Below are 20,745 nucleotides of genomic sequence, written 5' to 3' on the forward strand. Positions count from 1 at the left end.
GCATTAGAATAGCTTAAATGAACTGGATGAATTCCAATGTGTGCAAGCAAACAACGATGACTGTCATCGGTTTAGATGCTTGTGCAAATAAATAAGGGCTGTACCAAAGTCATTCTGGATGACTTTTGGTACAACCCCTTCTTTTACTTCATATAACTATACTTTTAACGAAAATGCCGCATTATCGAAGTTGCCGACATACTTCTTGCCTGTCTCGCCAGTAACGGACGTACCGGTAAGTACTAGATAGACGTCTTGAATGCCAGTCAGCTTCTGCGTCAAGCTGCCGCTCTCAACCTTGTACGTTCCCCAGCTTCCTGCCGTTGGAGGAACGGCGATTGTCCCCACCAAAGTGCCGGTTGGACTGCCAAGTCGCACCTCAATTGCAGAGTTATTAAAGCAGTTGGACGAGTTACTCGAATACTCAACCGAGAAGCTGTTTACGCCTTGCGTGCCAAAGTCCATTCGTTTATAGGCGAGCCATGCGCCGTTAAACGTGTTCTTCACTTGCTTGCCAGCTCCGCCTTTACCCGCTTCAGTACCGAGTGGATCGCTATTTGCTGGATTCCGCTCCGCAGTCAAAGCATCATATGACTCCAGCTCCAACTTGGCATAATCATTGCGAACAGACTTATAGCCAAGTGTGAAGCTGTCATAGTTGCCCACGTACAGAAGGTCCGAAGTTGTACTTCCCGTCATGACGATGTACAAATCCTGTTTGCCTTTAACCGTTGTGTTAAGGTCCGCAGTTACGGTATTATATTGACCCCAAGCACTCCCTGTATTAGGGATCGATACTGTTCCGACAACCGTACCATCGTAGCTGCCTAAGCGGATCTCCGCTTTTACATCCGCAGGAGCTCTATTGGTTGGTGCGTCGTAGACGATAGATATTTGGTTCTTGCCTTTCTGCGAACCAAAATCAACATCCTTGAAGCCCAGCCATGCACCGGTATACGTATTGCCGATCGTTTTGCCGCCATTGTTGTTCTCGATCTTCATTGCCTGTTTATTGAACGTATTAAGAGCCGTATTCCAATCCGTCTTGTCTTCGAATTGTACGGTGACTTGCTCCTGATCAGGCTGCTCCGGCTCCTCTGCTTTCAGGGAGAACGCCGCGTTATCGAAGTTGCCGATATATTTCTTGCCTGTCTCTCCTTCTGCCGCAGTACCGGTAAACACCAGGTACACATCCTGAATGCCAGTCAGCTTCTGCGTCAGGTTAACGCTGACCGTAGCATACGTTCCCCAAGCGCCTGCCGTAGGAGGCGTCGCGACTTTGCCAACCAATGTACCCGTTGGGTTGCCAAGACGAACCTCGACAGCCGAGTTGTTATAGGTGTTTGTGGTGTTGCCCGAGTATTCGACCGCAAACTTGTCAACGCCTTCGCTGCCAAAGTCCATCTTCTTGAATGCCAGCCATGCGCCGTTGAACGTATTGGCCACTTGCTGGCCAGCTCCGCCTTTGCCCGCTTCTGTCTTGAGCGGCGTGTTGCCATTGCCCGTATTCACGTCCGTGGTCCACTCGTCGTACGTTTCAAGCTCCAGCTTGGCATAATCCGATCTAATCTTCTCGAACTTGAACCAGTCGAAGTTGCCGATGTACGGAAGGTTATTAGGCGTTCCGGCTACCATGACAACATACAGCTTCTGTGCACCTGTCAGCGTTTTTGTCAGCTTCGCGCTTGTTGCGATATAGCTGCCCCAGCCTGCATTCTTATCATCCAGATCAACGGTCCCGACAAGCTCGCCGGTCTCGCTGCCAAGTCTGAACTCCAGCTTGGAGCCGGCAGGCACTTTATCCGTAGGCGCGTCATATTGAACGGTTACGCCATTAAAGCCTGTTGAACCAAAGTTCACATTATAGGCCAGCCATGCGCCGTTAAACGTATGGGCAACAACCGTTCCGCCGTTCCCGGCTTCCGTCTGCAGGGTTTTGCCGTCCGGATGCGTAGCCGGTGTCCACTCTGCGCGATCCTCGAATTGAACCGTCATTTCGTTGCCCGGCTCTTCCGGTGTTTCCGGTTCGTCCGGCTTCGGCTCCGGCAATGGGATTGGCACCGGCACCGGATCTTCAATAACCGGTGGACCTTCCGGATCCGGAAGCGATCCAGGTTCTGTCTGCTGGACAATTGGATCGGCCAGCCACAGCGGCGACTCGAAGATATTGCCGTTGAACTCATTCACAAGGTAGACGTTCACCTTGTACTTGCTTGCATCCACGTTGTAGATTTGCGAAATATCGAAGCTGCCTGTCTTAACCGGCACCGCGCTGGATACCCATGCGCGCTCTTTGCCGTCCATCAGCTGGAAGACAACAACCGCGGAATCAACATAATCGCCTTTTAAGGTACCTGTTACATCAACAACCATGTTGCCGTCTTGATGAATATTGGCCTTCAGGTCGTATACATCCCATTTCACATCAGAAGTGTAAGCTTCCGTAGAGAGTAGCGCTTCACCAGCTGCACGGTTCTCCTTCAAGTTAGCCATTACTCTGACCTGAATCTCTCCTGGTGCGTAATTGAGAGGTCCAACCGTCTGCGGATTGGCTGTAGCTTGTCTCCAAGACTTACCGCCGTCCGTACTGAATTGATAGTCGCTTGCTGAGTCGATGCCTTCTACAGGCGTCCACCCAATTGTGTTCATTTTATCGTCTGTCACCGGATTCGTTGGCGCGGCCGGAATCGTCAGCTCGCGAACGGCTTCCAGGCTGAACTCAAACGCGATATCCGAGCTCGTCGCATTGACCTGGTGAATCTCGGCAGTCAATACGTTCGTGCCGTCAACCAGATAGGAAGGATCAATGATAAATCCGACGCGATCCCGCTCATCGCCAACCGTTGCGTTTGCATACGTGCCGTAGCCTACGCCGCCTGTTGGCATATTGGTACGGAACACCTCATGCCCGTTCAGGTACAAGACCGCGCCGTCGTCGCGGATCAGGCTTCCGTCCAGCTCAAGGATCTTATCGATATCCTTCGCTTCAAAAGTCTTGCGGAAATACGTCGTTACGTACTTGTTGTTAGCATCCGGACCATAACTCACCTTGGTTGCCGGCTTGTTATAGCTGTCGTAACCAAGCATAGCTTGACCGGCGCTCCAGCTGCTGTCGTCGAAATTAACTTCCGTCCAGCCTTCGCCTGCCGCTTGGCCTTTGTCATAATATTTCCAAGTCGATTTCTCGGCGATCAACGGTTCATGATTCAAGTTATTGTCGATCTCAGCCGAATAATCCGTTGTTGGAGGAGCCGCGCTTGCTTTGGCACCCCAGCTGTAATTAGGCGTCTTGCTCATTTGGAACTCCAACGTGCCGCCAGCCATCAGATCCTCGAACGAAATCCAGGATTGATCGAAGCTCTTGCCGTTCAGCTCTGCGGATTGGATGAAACGGTTCTCGCTGGAGACGCCGTTTGCCTTGATCGTCAGCGTCTTGCCGCTACCCATATGCAGCTTCACTTCGGAGAAGATCGGCGAGCCGATCAGGAAGTAAGCATCGCCCGGGTTGCCAGGGAACAGGCCCAATGCGCTGAAGACGTACCAGGAGGACATGCCGCCTGCGTCATCGTCCATGGAAGGCAAATAACCTTCCGGATCGTCGCGATACACACGGGATTTGATCGGATAGGCGTAATTCCCGTGGTTATGATATTTCTGCGTCACAACCTCCGTCGTGAACTGTCTAGCGTAATATTGCGTCAAATACGGATAACCCAGGTAGTTGAAGAGATACGGAGCAGAAATATCTTCTTCATTGATCGCCATATACTCATCGATCTCGAAGAAATGCATCAGCTGCTTCGCCATCTCCGGCTTGCCGCCCATCAGATCGGCAAGGCCGTTAATATCCTGCGGTGCAGACCAGCGGTACTGCCACAGGTTGCCTTGGTAAGCATAACGGTCTACCGGCAAAATATCCCCGGCTCCAACCGTCGTGCCGTTTGGCGTAAAGAAGCCTGTTTTGACGCCCTTTTCATCCACCTGGTTCGGATTCCACAATTTCTTGTAGGCAAGGGCAAGCTCTTTGTACTTATCGTAAGTCGCTTTGTCGCCGATCAGCTCGGCCAGCTTCATCGGGAACGATGCGCTGTTCGCCTTCTCCAGCTTGCCGGAGATCTCTCCGTCGCTGATCGAGAAGTTGTCCGCGTCTACGGCCATTCCCTTAAGCGCCTTGTAGACGTCGAAGTCCCGGAACCCTTTGCCATAAGCATCGAGAATGACTTGACCGTTGAACTCATTGCGGACCGTCGGGCTTGGCCAATAGCCGTCGCCCCATTGGGTATAAGTGCCGCGGGTGCTGTACAGATCCACCAGCGATTTCACCATATTGTTGTAGCGCTCCGGCTCGAACAAGGAGAACATCGCGTATTTGCGGAAGTCATCCCATGTCGTCCAGCCATTGTAATACTCGAAATCTTCGCCCAGCTCGGAAGCCTGGCGGATTGTATTCTCGTCTCTGCCTGCCTTGAACGTGCCAGCCGAGCTGGTAACGTTCTTAGGGCTCAGATAGGAATGGTACATTTGCGTGTAGAACACGCGTTTATTCTGTTCGTCCGCATCCGTAATCTCAACCTTGTTGAGCACGTTGCTCCATGCCGCTCTAGCTTCCTCGTGACGGGCATCGAAATTCCAGTCCGCATACTCGCCGCGTTCTGCTTGGGCTTGCTCTACGCTAATCGTGGAAAGGCCTACTTTTGCTTGAACCGTTTTGTCAGCTGCCGTGTTAAAGTTCAGCCATACGCCGCTGCTTGCGCCTTTGCGCTCCGCAACCGCGCCTACGGAATCCCCTTGCCACGAGCTGTAGGAATCGAAATCTTGATCGAATTGGATCGAATAATAGATTGTATAATACCCGTGTCCGCATACGTTCTGAGATTTGATCATCCCCGTAATTTCATTGCTGCCCGTTACTTTCAGATTGGCATCCACCATGCCTGCGTACGAATTGGACAGGTCGACCAGTACCGAGCCTTTATCCGTTCCTTCCGGGAACAGGTACTTGTGGAAACCAACGTTATCCGAAGAAGTCAATTGCACGTTAATGCCGGATGCAAGCGTTACGCCATAAAAACCCGCGGATGCTTGCTCGCTGCTCTTATCGTACTTCTGCTTGTATTCCGCGACGTTCTTGGTGAAGTCGCGCGTCTCCGGCATAACCAGGATGTTGCCGCCTCCGCCGCTGCAGCCTACGCCGCTGAATCGCAGATGGGAGAAGCCCTTCAAATATTTGTTCTCGTAATAGTAACCGCTGAATGCTCCGCCATCGCTGTCCGGACCAAGCGATACCAGACCAAATGGCGTTGTGGGACCAGGATTTGTCTGGCCGTTATCGCCAAGCGTATTAATGAAAGGATCTACATAATCGATTGGCGCCAGGTTTGTTTCCGGTGCGCTAGGAATTTGATCGGCGTCAACCCCGTATACCTCGAGCTCATAGACCCGGGCTACGTTGCCGTCCGAAGCAGCCTTATCGATGTACAGACGGATATAACGCGCGGCAAACGGTTCAACGAACCGGTCGACAATCGTTTGTACGTTGTTAGTCACAACGTCAACGTCAGTCCAAGTCTCGCCGTCGTCACTCTTTTGCAGCTTGAAGTTTTTCGTATTCCAGAATGGATTGGACTCATTGATCGCCGCGTTCTGAATCGTCCATTCGTTGATCATGTACTCTTTGCCCAAGTCGAGCTTGAGCCATTTTTTCGCAGCTGCGGTATTGTCGCACCATTTGGTATCGGTCTTTCCGTCAACAGCATTGCTTGCTTTCTCGTTCGCGTTACACTCGCCGGATGATGTTACTGTCGCGTTCAAAGCCACATTGCCGGTGGCTACTCCTACTACCGGAGCCGCGTATGCCGTATTGGACGCTGCCGGCACCAGAAAGCTGGTAAGGCACAGCACGGTCATCGCTACCGCAAAAAGCTGTTTAAACATTCGGATGGATCCTCCTTCTTTCCTCTTCCTTAAGGAAGCAGCCGATTAAGCATGACGGCGACTTCCGCGCGCGTCACGGCTTGTTTCGGATGGAATAGCTTGCCGTCACCTTCAATTAATCCCGCAGCCCATGCTTTCTCAACAGCATCCTTCGCCCAAGCGGAGATTTGCTTCGCATCCGTGAACGCCGAAGCTCCCTTGCCGGATGATGTCAATTCGAAGTACTTCGCCGCACGCATCAGTGCAACAACCGCTTCTTCGCGGGTAATCGGATCATTTGGTCTAAATGCGCCGCCATAACCGTTCACAATGCCAAGCTTAGCCGCGCGGGTTACCGCATCGGTATAATATTGACCGGCCGGTACATCCTTGAACGGATTTGTTCCTGCTTCAACGGAAGCTTTTTCCGTCCAATCCACCGTACGCATGATCATCGTAGCGAACTCCGCGCGGGTAATGTTGCGGCTTGGCGCGTAATGCTGCTCGTCCACGCCGGTAACGATATGCTTCGCGCTTAGCGCTTTAACAGCTTCTGCTGCCCAAGCCCATTTGCCGGAGAGATCCGCGAAGGTCTTGTTGTACTCAAGAATGGTATAGGTCGAGAAATGATTGGTCTTGAACGTGAAGGTATCGCCTTTAAGCTTGCCGCCCACATATTCAAGCTTCGTGCCGTTCACATAATACACGCCGGCCAGATCGGAACCGATCTGCTTCGCTTGGTCTGGAGTCAGCTTAAGCGTAACCTCGGCAGGCTTGTCCAGATTATGAATTTCCGTCACATTGCTGCCATTCACGGATTGAATGGTTGCCGAGATAACAACGCCTGTCGACGCATAATCCTTGTTCGCTTGAAGCGCTTTGTCGATAACGCTCTTGGCATCATTCGTCAGCAGCGTATTTACTACGATGCGGATCTGCGCATTCGCCGAAGTGTCGGATGTCGCAAGGGATCCGGCCGGGAACCGGAGCGTCGAATTGCCGGAAATGATAATAAGATCCAGGTTCTTGTCTTTCAGCGTCTTCAGCGTCTCTGCCGGGAAGTTCAAGCTGCTGCCCGCATCACCAGTCGCCGCTGGCAGCTCTACCGTAACGGAGCCCTGCGCGCTACTGATCGCGGAAGCTAAAGTGCCGCTGCCGAAAATATAACCGTCTTTGCCAAGCTCCGGCTTAATAACAGAGCCCGTTGAATCGCCGGCGTCGGCAGGAATGGTAGTAGCAGGAGGTGTCGTCCCGCCGCCATTGCCCGGATCAGGGTTAGTACCGCCTTCGCCCAGCTTCTCGACCACCGAGAACGTCTTGTTCACGGAAGAGGAGCCGCTGCTCGCAACTACTTTATAGACGCCCCATGGCGCAAACTCTTGCGTCTCGGGAATCGTAATGGTTGAGGAATAAGTGCCTTCAGCAGGCTCAATAACATCCATATAAAAGGTCGTCTGGTTCGGACGGATGATCTTCAGGACCACATCGTCCTCTGCCGTTCCGGAGAACGTAATTTCACCGCCGCGCAGCACTTCCTTCGCGCTAAGATTAAGCGCGAAGGATGCTGCAGCCGCGTACCCGGTTGCCGGCAGGACAACGATAAACAACGCCAATAGGGCTGCCATAACTTTTTTCACTGCACATTATCCTTTCTTTCCAGCCGTTATTGGAACAGCTTCGGTCTTGCCAATTGAACCGGCGTCTCATTCTTGCTGTCGAACTGGTTCACGACGAATACCTTCACCTTGTAATCGGCTCCGGTTTCATTGAAGTACTGCGTCATCTCAAGCTTGGTCTTCTTGAGCGGCACGGCGCTGACGAGCAGCGGCTGCGGGTTATTCCCCTTCATCAATTGGAATACCACGTACGCATCATCCTCGTATTCCACGAGCGGCTCGACGTTAATGCTGACTTTCATTTGTTTGTCCCGTTCAATCTCGCCTGTCAGCAGGAACGTATCGCGGGTATCGTTCTTCGTGAACGCCTTCGTCGAAACGAGCGTCTTACCGGCAATAATGCCCTTCGCTTCGTTAGCCTTCACGCGAACCTGAACGGCTCCAGCAGCGAAGCTGCCATCGACGATAGGCTGCGGGTTCGCCGTTGCCGGCTTCCATGTTGTACCGTTATCCATGCTGTACTCGTAATCGGACACTTGAGCGTAATCCGCTGCATTCGTCCAGCCAAACGTGTTATGCGCGTCGTCCACTACCGGAGCTGTAGGAGCAGCCGGCTGATCGCCTGCGCTTGTCGCGATTTTGCCTTCCGAATTATCGCGTTTGTTAACGGCTTTCACGACAAATTCATAAGCTTGGTCAAGGTTTGTCTTCTCTACCACATATTGATAGCTAGCTTGACCTGCAACAGCCGGAATATAAACGCTCCAGTTGGCACCCAATTTGTCGTTCTTCTCGTAGATCCGGAAGCCTCTAACGCCTTCATCCTCCGGTTTATTCCACGTAATCGTGCGATTGCCGTTGACCGATTTGACTACATCCAATTGCTCGACCGGCTTTGGCTTCTCCTCGTCGCGAACAATCGTGTACGTATCAAACGGCGAAGTCTCTCCCGACATGAAGGAGTCAATCTTAAAGCTGTCCTCCGTCATGCTGACGCCGGAGAAGATCGCCTTCTTCGGCTGTTGGTATACCGCTGCATAGAAACGGTCGACACCGTCCTTCACATCGTAGAACTTCGTAGCAGCCGAGTTGTTAATCATGTAAAGCGTACCGTCAGGATTAACGGCTCTGCCTTGAGCGTCCGTCTTAACATTTTGAACCGGTTTATTGTCAAGCATCTGATAAGAACGCATGAAGGTATGGTCATGCCCTTGCAGCACGACGTCGATTCCGAGCTCATCGAAGACCGGATACAGCATTTTGCGCAGATCCAGGATATCGCCGTCAAGCGCGTGGTTGCCCACGGAATAAATCGCTTTATGGAAACCAACGATCTTCCATTTCTTATCCGTCGTCGCTACCTCATGCTTCAGCCACTCAATCTCCTGCTTGAAGGAATCCTTCTGTCTCTGATCCCAGCCCATATCCATCGTGTTGAGGACCATGATATGCGCATCGCCGTAGTCATACGCGTACACGCTTCCCGGCGGGAGCGGATCCTCAATGGAGTCATTCGGGTAATTGAAATGATAATAATAGTTGTCGTTGTACGGACCTTCATGGTTGCCGACCGCCGCCATAATTGGGAGGTTCATCAGTATCGACTGCGGCTTCTTGAAGTAGTCCAGCCATTGCGACTCAAGAGCTCCCGCGTCAACCTGGTCACCGGTCATAAGCAGGAACCTTGCATCCGGGAATTTGGTAATGGCTTGCTGCATCGTGTTGCCCCATACATCGTAATCCTGCGAATTGGAGCCTTGCGAATCGGTCATGTACAAGAAGCTGAAGTCGTCCTCATTCTCCGCTTCCGTTGTGAACGAACCCGCTTCGCTCCAGTAACCGTCATTGCCGACGCGGTACTTGTAAGCCGTTCCCGGCTTTAAGCCTTCAACCAGCACTTTATGGCTGATGAACGTCCCGGTCGTGCTGCTTGTAATCTTCAGGTTATTCAGTACGCGCGTTTCTTCCGGCTTGCCCACCACTCTGAGCTTGTTTGACGAGTCGAAGTTCTCACCCGCCGGCACGAGTTCAACGATACTGTCCGTTGCGTTTGTCGGTGCGCTTTGAGGCTTATTGTAGGTGGTGTACCAAGCGAAGGCACGATTGATCTTCGCGTTCTTGTATAACGTCATCGCGATCGCATATGGCGTATAGTCGACTACCTCAGAAAAGTTGGTTGGACTGAAGACGAAGCTCTTCACAGCCGAACCATCCTTATACTGCAAGCCGCCTTGCCCGTCATACGAGAGCTTCACCGATTGTCCTGGCAAAATCACGCTCGACAGGTCCATCGTTAAGCCGTTTGGCTTAGCGCCCTGCGCGATGGACTGAACCGGCACGGCTTGTCCATCAACCGTCACCGCAAGATGAGTATTGAGCTCAGCCGGCAGCTCTTTAAGATCCGAGATCATGTCGAGCAGCAGGGTTTTGCCGTCTGCCGCTACGCTTGCTGCCTTTGCTCCCGTATAATCCGCAGGCAGATAGAAAGCATTCTCGGGAATGATTTCCTTCGTAAGCGCAGGAGTCGACCAGCGCAGATACAGATTAGCGCCGCCGAAATCCTCGAAGTATTCAATCTTGATATCGTACTTGCGGTTGCCTTCCAGCGTAACCGGGGTGCTTGTCTGCTCTTTATCCCAATCATTCACCCAGTGGTCGATAACAAGCTTATTATCGATCCATACGCGGAAGCCGTTGTCACCCATCATATAGAAGGTGTAGTCACCGGATGCCGGCGGCATGATCTGACCGGTCCAGCGTACGTTTGCGTTTTCTTCGACACCCGTCATCCCTTTCAGGACAGGGTTCAGGTCCGTGAAATTAATCAACGAATCAACTGTTGTTGCTTTATAGTCGCCGTAGGCAAAGTTGTTGCCCGAGCCTGTATTCAGGTAATACTCGCCGAGCAAGCCATGTGCTTCACCCGGTTCTGCAGCCAAATCTGAGGTATCCTCTTGATTTGAATTGTCCGGTGCTTCAGGAGCTTCTTCGTTCTTGTCGAAGCCAATCGCCTCAAACTCATAGATTCTCGCGGCATAGAAACCGGTCTCGGAGTCCACTTCGCCCGGGTTCGTGATGGAAAGCTTGAAATATCTTGCCGTCACCGGCGTGTCCAGATCATGCGTCGTTGTGCCTTCCGTGTTACCGTCCACGGTTACGACCGGCGTCCAGTTGACATTGTCATCACTGGTTTGAATCGTAAAATCCTTCGTATTGTACTGTCCCTCTTCGCCGCCTGCTCCGGCATGTCCAACAACAAACTTCTCTACGCTGACCTCCGAGCCGGCATCTACCTCCAGCCAATACGGATTCTCCGCAGTCGGCAGGCCATCATTTCCTTGGAACTGCCATTCACCGCTCTCTCTGTGTCCGTCAATGGCCAAGGACGGCGCGAACGCATCCGATACATAACCGTTTGCCGTTGCGGTTACTCCCGCTCTCGCAAACACGTTCTCGGCGGATGTTCCGGCATTGGCATGCTGCACCATGAAATAACCTCCGGACGCGGCGACCGACGTCCAAAGCGTCACAACGGCCAACATTCGGTTAGTCAGCTTATAACTTCTCTTCACTCCCGATTCCTCCTACTCTACCTAATGCTACTGCATCATAATAAAGCAGATTAATTCATGGAGTGTAAAATAAATTTAAAGAAATAGTAAATGCAGGTTATTTATAATGATTATTTCAACTCATTATTCTAATTTATCTGAATGATAATTATTTATATTATATTTGTTATGTAATTTTTACATATTAATCACTTGTTCAATAAATAAATAATACTATTATTACATCCATGTCACTTGGTATTCAATAAAAAATAGGCCTCATTTTAATAGATATAATCTTGGTGTACAAAGATTTTATCTATTAATTTTTCCTATTAAATGGGATATCCCCTGCTAGATTACATGTTTAAAGGAGGTCTGTTATAGATGGGAGGGAGGCTTCGAAGGAAAAAAAAGCCGCTGTTCCGGCCGGGCTCATAACAAGCTCCGGCTCAAAACAGCGGCTTTATTATTTTACACAACGGCATGTACGCCAAGCTTACGGTCAATCATTTTCTTAATATCCTTCACCAGCTGGACGGAGGCTTCGATCTCCACTTTGCGCGTCGATACGCTCTCGATGCTGCAGCCGATGGGAATGCCTTTTTCAATGCCAAACTCAAACAGCTCTTCGAAAATTTTCAGGGCCAGCGTAACCGACTTGTCCAAAATATCGGAAGACTTGGTCAGGTCGTTCTCCAGCCATTTCGGAATGCTGATGCCAAGCCACTTCATGAACTCGAGCGTTTTCTGCGAGCCGCATGGGGCAAGGTTGAACAGAATCGGAACGGTCTCAATGCCTTGCTCCTGGCAGTAATAATAGTAATCCGAGAGCATGTTCTTCGAGGCTTCCACGTTAAACGTAGCCTGCGAGATGAAGAACTTGCATCCTCCGTCTACCTTTTCCCTGATCCGAAGGTGCTCGTCGTTCTTCTTCATATGGCGTTCGGGAATGACTACGCCGCCGAGCGTTAACCGGTCGTTCAGCTTTTTGCTGAGCTCATAGGCTTCCGGCAGCTTCATCGTCGTCTGCTGCTTGCTGGAGGAAGTACCAACAAAGACCGAGAACCGGTCCTCCTCCGCATCCTGCTTCAGCCAGTTCGCAAAGCTCTCTTCCGAGTTATTGCCAACAACCCGGTAAATAATCTTTGGAACCTTCCAATAGTTCAAGTAGTTCTTGCTATATACCGTTGGATCCAGCGCTTGCAAGTAAGGGAACGGTCGCTCTTCGTCCGTGCGGTCCGCTTCATCCTGAACGTCGTATAAGATCAGGCCGTCAATGTCCAGATCCTTCAGACGGTCATATTGCTTTTCCGATATTTCTGCCAGCTTCTCGGGCGTATGGCTCGACTTGGGAGGCGTCATGCCGTAAGTGATGATCCCGGCCTGTCTGTTCAAAATTTTATCCTTAAGCATCTCGTTCTTCATCCTTGCGTCCATAGTAGTAGTGGAATAATTTCTAGTTTAATTCTACATGCCGCGTCAAATTCCTTCTTATGCGGTCGGATTTATAATTTCAGGCTTGTCCTTCGGAATTCTCGCCATCAAGCGTTCAATGGTTCCGTCAAAAGGAAACTGCCCCGTCGCAACGCGTTCCTGAAGCCCGGCCAGCTCTTCCCTTACCTGCTTCATCAACGGCTCCGAATATCCGAACTTAACAGCATTGTCGGCAAATTCATCTTCATCTATAACCATCCACTCGCCGCCGCGCTGAACAAGATCCAGATCATAATCAACAAAGGAAACTTCGCTTCCGCTGATCAGCGCAGGCCGGTTGATGTTGCAATAATATTCGTTAATTTGACCGTCAACAACGGCTGCGCTAACGGTAAACCAATGCTTGCTCGAGAAGAACTCAATCGACCAATTGTTAACGGTAAATACGGATTTCTTCGTGTGATGCTGCAGCTTCCTGCCGTAGCGGCCAAGGACAAACACGTAACCGTCCCCTTCCTCCAGCAGATCCGTATTCCATTCATAATGCAAGATATCGCCGTGCTTTAACGCTTTTATTTGAATTGTATTATCCACGAAAATAGCCTTCCTTCTGAAAACGTTAGGTTAGGAAAGTATATCATACTTTTTATTGATGCGGCGTTATTCAACAGCTTCCTCATATTGCCCGGTCACCTGCATTTTTCCGTTAACAAACTTGCTGACGGTTATCTTATAGGCTTCTTTATCCGTGTCATATTCGTTTCTTACACTCTGCACAAGAACAGGTTTACCATCGATATACCTATAAAGATTCTCTACATGAACAGCTGCACTGTCACGTACTGTTGAAAGTATTGTTTGATTACCAGGATTAAACTCGGGCGAAGGAATCTCCTCCAGCTCCTGATTGGAAATGAATTGCTTGCCCGCAGGATCCCAAAGCCAGCATAGATAAGAGATATTAGGACCGGCAGAAATGTAATGCTGAACGGCAAGGTCGGGATATCCGTCGAAGTTCATATCTACTATCACTACTCCCAGGCCTTCACCGTCCCAGGACGCTGCCTCTTCAATGGAGATCTCTTGAATCAGCTTCTTCTCTGGCGAATATACTTCGATTTTGTTCGTCTGATAGCTGGTGGATTCATTCTCGCCATCTGCTTGCCCATATACCTTCAACGTATATTTCGGCTGATCAGATTCCGGCTGGAAATACTGATTTCGGATGATTAGACCTGATTTTGCTGTTGTACATCCTGTTAACAATATACTTAAAGCAATGGAAATACCTATTAATGTTCTCAAGCCAAGCTGCTCCTTCGTTAAAAGATACCAAAAGCCCCTCGTCTTAGACGAGGGGCTTCCGTGTAAAGTTCCTTTTAAATAAAGTCTACATATTCAAGCAGTCGCTTCAGCATAACGGTTGCTTCGGCACGGGTTGCTTTGCTGTCGGGAGCAAATTTGCCGCCCGTTGTGCCTTTGATAATCTTGGCACTAACGGCTTGCGCTACCGCTTGTTGTGCCCAAGCTTCGATGGAAGCTTTGTCCTTGAAGGCATTCAGCAACGCCGTTCCGCTGCCAGCTGGCTGTTTGCCTGCAAAGGCAAGCGCACGCGAGATCATAACCGCCATCTCTTCGCGGGTGATCGAAGCATTTGGCTTGAAGCTGTTGCCCTCGTAGCCTTTTACAATGCCTGCTTTCACCGCTGCGCCTACGGCACCTGCGAACCAATCCTTGCTGCTTACATCCTTGAAGGAGGCAGCAGCCTGATCCTCGGTAATGCCAAGCGATCTTACAACCATTGCCGCGAACTCCGCGCGGGTAACGGATGCGTTAGGACCAAATTTATCGTTGCTAATCCCTTTTACGATCAGTTTGGATGCCATCAGCTCCACGTCCGCTTTCGCCCAGTGCTTGCTCAAATCGCTGAACGTTTTGTTGAACTGCGCTATTGCGTAAATACTGTTGCCAGTACGCTTAATGGTAACAATCGTATGTCCGTTTTCTGTCTTGAAGGTCGCCGGAACGAAGGTAAATTCGCCGGTTGTTTCATTGTACATGACCGCCGTGGAATGCGTAGCATCCAAGGACTGATTCATGTCGATTGTACGGGATACATACGTTTTGCCAAAATCATGAATCTCTTGCTTATTGCCATTTGATTGAAGGAATACGCTGAACTCGACCGGAGTACCCGCCAGCTTGATGCCAGCCTTAGTCGCTTTATCCTTCATTGTTGTCGACAGCGTGCTGTCCACCGGATCAATCGTAATGACCAGCGATGCATCCGTGCCGATTGTTGCAGGAAGATTCAATGCGCTGATTGGCAGATCGTAGCTTGCGTCGCCAATCTTCACCGAGATCGTCAGATTCGGAGCTTGCTTCAGTGCGTCAAGCAGCAGACGTGCCGGCAATTCCGCATTTACAGCTTGCGTAGAATCCGTCTTAATTTCAATCGTTTGACCCTTTTGTCCAGCAATCATGTCAATAGCTTCGTTCAAAGTCTTAGTAGACACGGTTAACGTCGAACCGGAGGTTGATCCTTCAACGCTGACTCCGTTCGCTGTTTTTACTGGACCGTTATTGCCATTGCCGCCGCCTGGAACTCCTACAGGAGGGTTCGTTCCGGAATCGGCAGACGTCTTGCCTGTAACTACTGGTCCATTCGTGCTCCATTTACCGGATGCGTCTCCCGCTTCCACTTTGAACGTATACGAAGTATCGGCTGTGAGGCCGGTTACCGTGTAGTTCGTTCCAGTTACCGTAGCAAGCTCAACGTTATTTTTGTACACCTTGTACTGAACAACGCCAACATCGTCGGAAGCTCCAGTCCAAGTAAGCTTCAGCGAGGTTTTGCTCGCATCCGAAACGGACAAGCTGCCATTCGTCCAGCTAGGAGCAGTTGTATCCGTTGCCGAGGTACCCGTTGTAAAGGACCAGATATCGGACAATGTTTTGCCCGTATAAGCATCTTCTGCTGCCGCGTACCATTGGTACTTGGTGTTTGCGTTCAGGCCATTCCACGTTACGGAAGCCTGCTCGCCGCTTGTTACTTGCTCAACCTTTCCGATTGGCTGATCGGAATAGACGTTTACGCCCATATAGTCGGTCGATACGCGTTTCACCTGTGGTGTCAGGTCAATATCAATCGCGAATTCTTCCTGTTTTGTCGTATCGCTCGGGTCGTAGAAGTTATAATCGTCCATATAAGGTGAGTAGGTTTTCACATACATCTTGTCGTTGGCAATATCAAATTGAAGAAGCTTGATATAACCTTGGCCGCCTTCCGGACCGCCTTGGTAGTCGGACAACATTTGGTAAACTTTACGATCTGATTTGCCGTCACCATTGTCATCAACCTCGCTGACAAGCAGCTTCGAGTCATGATAATGGCCGGACAATACCGCAAATACGTTTTTGTTCTTTTGTACAACCTCTTCAAAAATCTTGTCCGCAATCGGAGCCCGGTTGCCGGATACAAGCAGGAATTCATGGAAGTTCAGGATCGCTTTGCGGTTCGGATATTTCGCCAGCACTTCATTCATCCAGTCGATATCCGAGTCGCGAATGCCCCAGCCCATGTAGACCATAATAAAGTCATTGCCATTCGAGGAGATAAGGTCATAGTGACCGCGGTTATTATCCAAGGAACCGCCATAAGTCGGCTGATCCTCGAAACGGTCTGCCCCGAAATAATTCCAATAGTAATCGTAAGCGCCAAGCTGATGGTCAACGTCATGATTACCGGCAAGTACGCCATAAGGAATATTCGCGTCTTCCAGCACCTTCATGTCTTTATCCGCGCGCTGCCATTGAATCTCTTTATCCGCTTCGTCGACAATATCGCCGGTATGGATAACATATTTAATTTTGTCTTTCTCTTTGTTCTCGGCAATCCAATCTACGATTTTCTCATAAATGTTTGGATAGCTTTCCGAGTAGTATTGCGTATCGGACATCCAAGCGAACGAGAAGTCATAGTTTTCTTGCTCCCCTTGATCTGCTTGCACTGCTTGATCCGCTTGATCCGCTTGAGCTGCAGGCAGTTCATCCTGCACCATCACTTGCAGCGTTTGATTGTCGGCATAATCACCAACATTCACCCAAGCGCCCAGCTCAAAATCTTCCGCTCCCGCAATTGTGCTGTCTACGCTGATCCATTTCTTCTCAGCAGGACTCCATACGTAGAGGCTGACTTTGCGTCCTTCAAGCGATTTGCCTTTCCAGCTCAGTTCGACCTGATCGGTACCCTTCACGGAAGGATCCAGCTGTACTTGGAAGCGCTGATAAGGGAATTTCTCCGTGGAATCGTCGGTCAAATACTGGCCGTCCGCTTTGCCGATCAAGCCGTAGTCCTCGGCTGTCATAGCCTGTTCACCGGCAGGAGCAATTTCCTTCGGAGGCTCGACATCCGCCGCGTTGCGGAAGCCTAAGAGACCTTCCTTATTCGCGCCGTCATATTTGAAGCCGCGATAGAAGGATACATCCATCTTGTCGCTTGTCGGATCCTTAACTGTAACAGCGAGGGTAGCGTTTCGGTCTACGCCGGTTCCGCTATCAGCAGGAGATACAAGCTCGGGCTTAAGCGGATTCTCGTCAGGCACGGTGAATTTAACTTCCTTCTGCACCTTATTGCCGACTTTATCCGTTGCTTCGGTTTTGAATACATGCTCTCCGCCCGTCAAGTCCTTGGAAGCCGTTGCATAAGGGAGAGTGATTGGCGTTTCGTCCAGCCATGCCTGCACGTTATCTACGCCGGACAAAGCATCCTGTACCGTCGCGTCAATCGTGAATGCACCGCGGTATTCCTTGCCTTCTTCAAGCGTAGTTGTAATAGCCGGAGGAGTGTTATCCACCTTCACAACGGCTGTTTTCTCGCCAATCGTCGAATGGCTGACCTTAACGGTATGTTCTCCGTCAGAGAGCTTAGTCGTATCAAGAGCATAGGCCTTGGACGCAAGCAGATCATCCGTAATGTTGAAGTTAAAGTCTACAACAGGATTTTTGCCCGCGCTGTCACCCATTGGGATAACCGTATCGCGGTTTTTGTAACGCTCATCGAAGATTTCCGTACCGTCTGCAAATACAAGTCGTACGTTACGTACGGTAAAATCGTCTTTGTTCTCTTCCGGACGATCATCAAACGGCGAAGCCTTGGTGCCTGCCCGGATGGAAATAATATTGCTTCCGCCCTTGAGACGTTCCGCTGCAATTGGTACCGTCAGCGTTGTATACGTATTGATTGGATCCAGGAAGATCGACAGAATTTCGTCGCCCATCGTAACGCCGTTCTTAAAGTAATAGTTGACGCCGTTTGCTTCATAAGCGAAATAAGCATCTTGTTCAACTGCCGAGTAAGTTCCTTCTGTCGTCTCTGTCTGGTCAACGGACAGATGAAGCTCGGAGGCTGGTGCTTCCTCCGCAGTCGCTTTCAGCACCTTAATGCCTGCCAGGAAATCTCCGTCCTTCACGTTAAGACGAAGCGGTGAATGATCCGTATTCCCCTTCACCTGAGTACGGTACTTGTCTGACGTCACTTCGTTCTGGCCGTCGGAGACAACATAATAGTACTCGATGTAATCGCGTCCGATCAGTTCAGGCGAGTAGATCGTGTAGTGATACAGCGTATCGTCAAAGCTTTCAGCGAGGTAGCGCTTTGTATACCCGGCATCAAGGTTGCTCTTGTAATACAAAGCTACCGATTTCACGTTATTCTCGTCATGCGCTTCCGCTTTGATCGAGAGATTTTGAGCTTTATCGATTTCCGGCGTATTCGTCAGATCCTTATAAGTAGGAGCCGTTGAATCTGCTGGTGTCTTAACCGTAATTTGCGGCACTTGAACCGGTGCTACAGAACCTGGTGTTGCCGCTTCTGTGCCGGCGCTGTATTTAATCATCGTTGTGCTGCCAGCTTGCGAATATTTATAGAAAATACCTTTGTTCGCAACGGTCTCTGCGTCCGTGTCGTAGTAACCGGCCGAGATCTCCGTCTTTGTATTGGTTGCGATAACAATCCCGCGTCCGCCGCCGTTTGCCATGCCATCGCTGTAGATCTTAACGATGTCTGTGCCTTCTACCAGATTGGTACCGTAGAGAGCGTTGAAGTCAGCAACGGTTTTTTGCGTATTCTGGCTGTTAATAATCCAGAACACCAACGTTTTTTTCGCAGGAATCAGTACTTGCTCCGGAGTTGATGGCCAAATGACATCCGCATCCGGTCCCGAAGCCGTATAACGGTATTGAATTTTGTAGTCCTTGAAGTTAATGGTTTTATCCGTATTATTGTAGATCTCGACAAACTCATAGCCGTCCGCCGAGCCTACGTTTGTGGAGTCCGGAACAATTTCCGTTACCATCAGCGGAGGAAGCTTGTTGAAGTCAACATCCCCAAGCTCGATAGTCACCGTATAATTGTTCGATTTTACTGTATCCGTTCCATCATTCGCTTGAATGTAATATTGCAGCTCCGAATCGGTGAACGCTTCCTTCGGAATGATAGCTGTATACACATTGTTATCTCCAGCTGTCATCGATACGGAAGTATACTCTGCTGCATCGCCCACTTTGTAGAATAAGGATGCCGTAACCGTAGCGCTGTCCGGATCCACAATCGTTGCTTGTACGGTCAGATCGTTATCGATACTGCCGGATGCAGGTGCTGTATGCTGGATAACAGGCAGCTCATTCACGGCTGGAGCCGGTTGAATTGGAACCAAGTCTGCTTCCACCGTACCAGGAGTCGCTGCATTTACGCCTGCGTTAAACAGCTTCATCTTGTTGGTGCCATCTACCGGATATTGATAGAAAATACCTTTGTCAACTACTGTCTGAGCATCGGTCTCATAAAATGCTTCGGAAATCTCCTTGCCCGTCTTCGAAGCGATGACAATCTTGCGTTGGCCTCCGTTAGCCATTCCGCCGCCGCCATCGATGCGGAACAGATTTGTATTCTCGACCAGGGAGGTTTTGTAGTTGGCGTTAAAGTCCTCGGCCTTCAAGTCCGTGTTGGCACCGTTCATAATCCAGAACACGACATTGCCTAGCGGAGGAATAACCGCCGTGCTAGGCAGCTCCCATTTAGCGTCTGGTGTCGTGGAGCTTGTATAACGATAGATCAGCTCATAATCTTTCAGCGAGATTGGACGAGTCGTATTGTTGTACAGCTCGACAAACTCATAAGCATCCGAGCTTACACCGGTAACATTCGTTGAATCCGGCACTAGCTCCGTAACGAGCATAACAGGCACTTTTGTAAAATCGAAGTTATGCTGCTCGATCGCCACCGTATAAGTAGACGACTTCACATGGTTTACGGCATCGGCCGCTTCAATATAATATTGGAGCTCGGTTGCTGTAAGAGAAGCTTTTGGAATGACTGCGGAGAAGGTTGCTCCCTCCGTGCTGGTCATCGGTACGGATTTAAATTCGGCATCCGACGGATTTTTGTAATACACCGCCGCCGTTGCTGTATCATCGGCATCCGTAATTGTTGCGGCAATAGTGAGATCCTGTTCACTGTCGCCTTCAGTAACTGGTGTATGGTCAATGACAGGCTTTTGATTAACCGGTCCTTCCTCTGGGAATTCATGGCGAACGGAAGGGATTTGGCCAGCTGCCAACGTTCCCGGCGTTGGAGTGGATTTCACTGCAAATTTGTCGGTTTGCGCACCGCCTGCTGCTGGCAGCATGTAATGGTCGCCGAGGCCAGCGCCTACATCCGTTGCGACTGCGTAGCTGGATTTCGAAATTTCCGTGCCTTGGCTTTTTTCAATGACAACAGTACGATCAGCCGAGTTGGAAAAGCCAGTGAAGCCCGCAACCTGAACAATCTGGTTGTCAGTCAAGCTTACGCCGTATTTGGTATTAAAGTCTGTAAGAGCAAAGTTTTTCGGATTGTACCAGAACACCATGACTTGCTCCGGATCCAGCGACTTCTCGCCAAACGTAAAGGTTGAGTCTGGTGTTGCGGTTGGGTAACGGTATAGAAACGTATAATCATTTAATTGAATCGTTTTATTCGAGTTGTTGTACACTTCAAAAAACTCGAAATCATCCGTCCCCGCCACGTCAGGATGAATCTCGGAAACGAACAGCTCCGGCACGTCATTCTCTTCAGCCGCAGCAGCAATGCCTACCGAGGACAGCATGCCCATCAGCATGCTTGCCAGTAGAACGCTAGAGATCCATTTCTTGTATCTCTTGCTTACCATAATAGGAAACACTTCCTT

General features: G+C 50.2%; 7 protein-coding genes. All 7 read right to left on the minus strand.

Annotated features, from left to right (window positions below):
- Positions 1 to 156: 156 nt before the first annotated feature.
- On the minus strand, positions 157 to 5,934 hold the full coding sequence (locus tag M3194_RS29925) for a glycoside hydrolase domain-containing protein (RefSeq protein ID WP_251657779.1): 5,778 nt from the start codon (positions 5,932 to 5,934) through the stop codon (positions 157 to 159).
- A 29-nt stretch (positions 5,935 to 5,963) separates the two neighbouring features.
- Positions 5,964 to 7,550, minus strand: coding sequence for an S-layer homology domain-containing protein (locus M3194_RS29930; RefSeq protein ID WP_251657780.1), 1,587 nt, complete (start codon positions 7,548 to 7,550; stop codon positions 5,964 to 5,966).
- Between the two features lie 26 nt (positions 7,551 to 7,576).
- Positions 7,577 to 11,101 (minus strand): PA14 domain-containing protein, encoded by a 3,525-nt coding sequence (locus M3194_RS29935; protein WP_251657781.1) that lies wholly within the window; start codon positions 11,099 to 11,101, stop codon positions 7,577 to 7,579.
- Positions 11,102 to 11,554: 453 nt separating this feature from the next.
- Positions 11,555 to 12,496 (minus strand): methylenetetrahydrofolate reductase, encoded by a 942-nt coding sequence (locus M3194_RS29940; RefSeq protein ID WP_251657782.1) that lies wholly within the window; start codon positions 12,494 to 12,496, stop codon positions 11,555 to 11,557.
- A 78-nt stretch (positions 12,497 to 12,574) separates the two neighbouring features.
- Positions 12,575 to 13,111 (minus strand): DUF402 domain-containing protein, encoded by a 537-nt coding sequence (locus M3194_RS29945; protein WP_251657783.1) that lies wholly within the window; start codon positions 13,109 to 13,111, stop codon positions 12,575 to 12,577.
- A gap of 66 nt (positions 13,112 to 13,177) precedes the next feature.
- Positions 13,178 to 13,822 carry an XAC2610-related protein gene (locus M3194_RS29950; protein ID WP_251657784.1) on the minus strand — a complete coding sequence of 215 codons (645 nt, stop codon included), beginning with the start codon at positions 13,820 to 13,822 and terminating at the stop codon, positions 13,178 to 13,180.
- 74 nt (positions 13,823 to 13,896) lie between these two features.
- Positions 13,897 to 20,727 (minus strand): S-layer homology domain-containing protein, encoded by a 6,831-nt coding sequence (locus tag M3194_RS29955; protein WP_251657785.1) that lies wholly within the window; start codon positions 20,725 to 20,727, stop codon positions 13,897 to 13,899.
- Positions 20,728 to 20,745 lie beyond the last annotated feature (18 nt).

Origin of the sequence: Paenibacillus glycanilyticus (genome assembly GCF_023715145.1) — a bacterium.
Lineage (GTDB): Bacteria > Bacillota > Bacilli > Paenibacillales > Paenibacillaceae > Pristimantibacillus > Pristimantibacillus glycanilyticus_A.

Bases quoted from the DNA above. Each gene is read 5' to 3' on its own strand.
- M3194_RS29925 (WP_251657779.1), bottom strand. From the start codon at position 5,934: ATGTTTAAACAGCTTTTTGCGGTAGCGATGACCGTGCTGTGCCTTACC.
- M3194_RS29940 (WP_251657782.1), bottom strand. From the start codon at position 12,496: ATGCTTAAGGATAAAATTTTGAACAGACAGGCCGGGATCATCACTTAC.
- M3194_RS29955 (WP_251657785.1), bottom strand. From the start codon at position 20,727: ATGGTAAGCAAGAGATACAAGAAATGGATCTCTAGCGTTCTACTGGCA.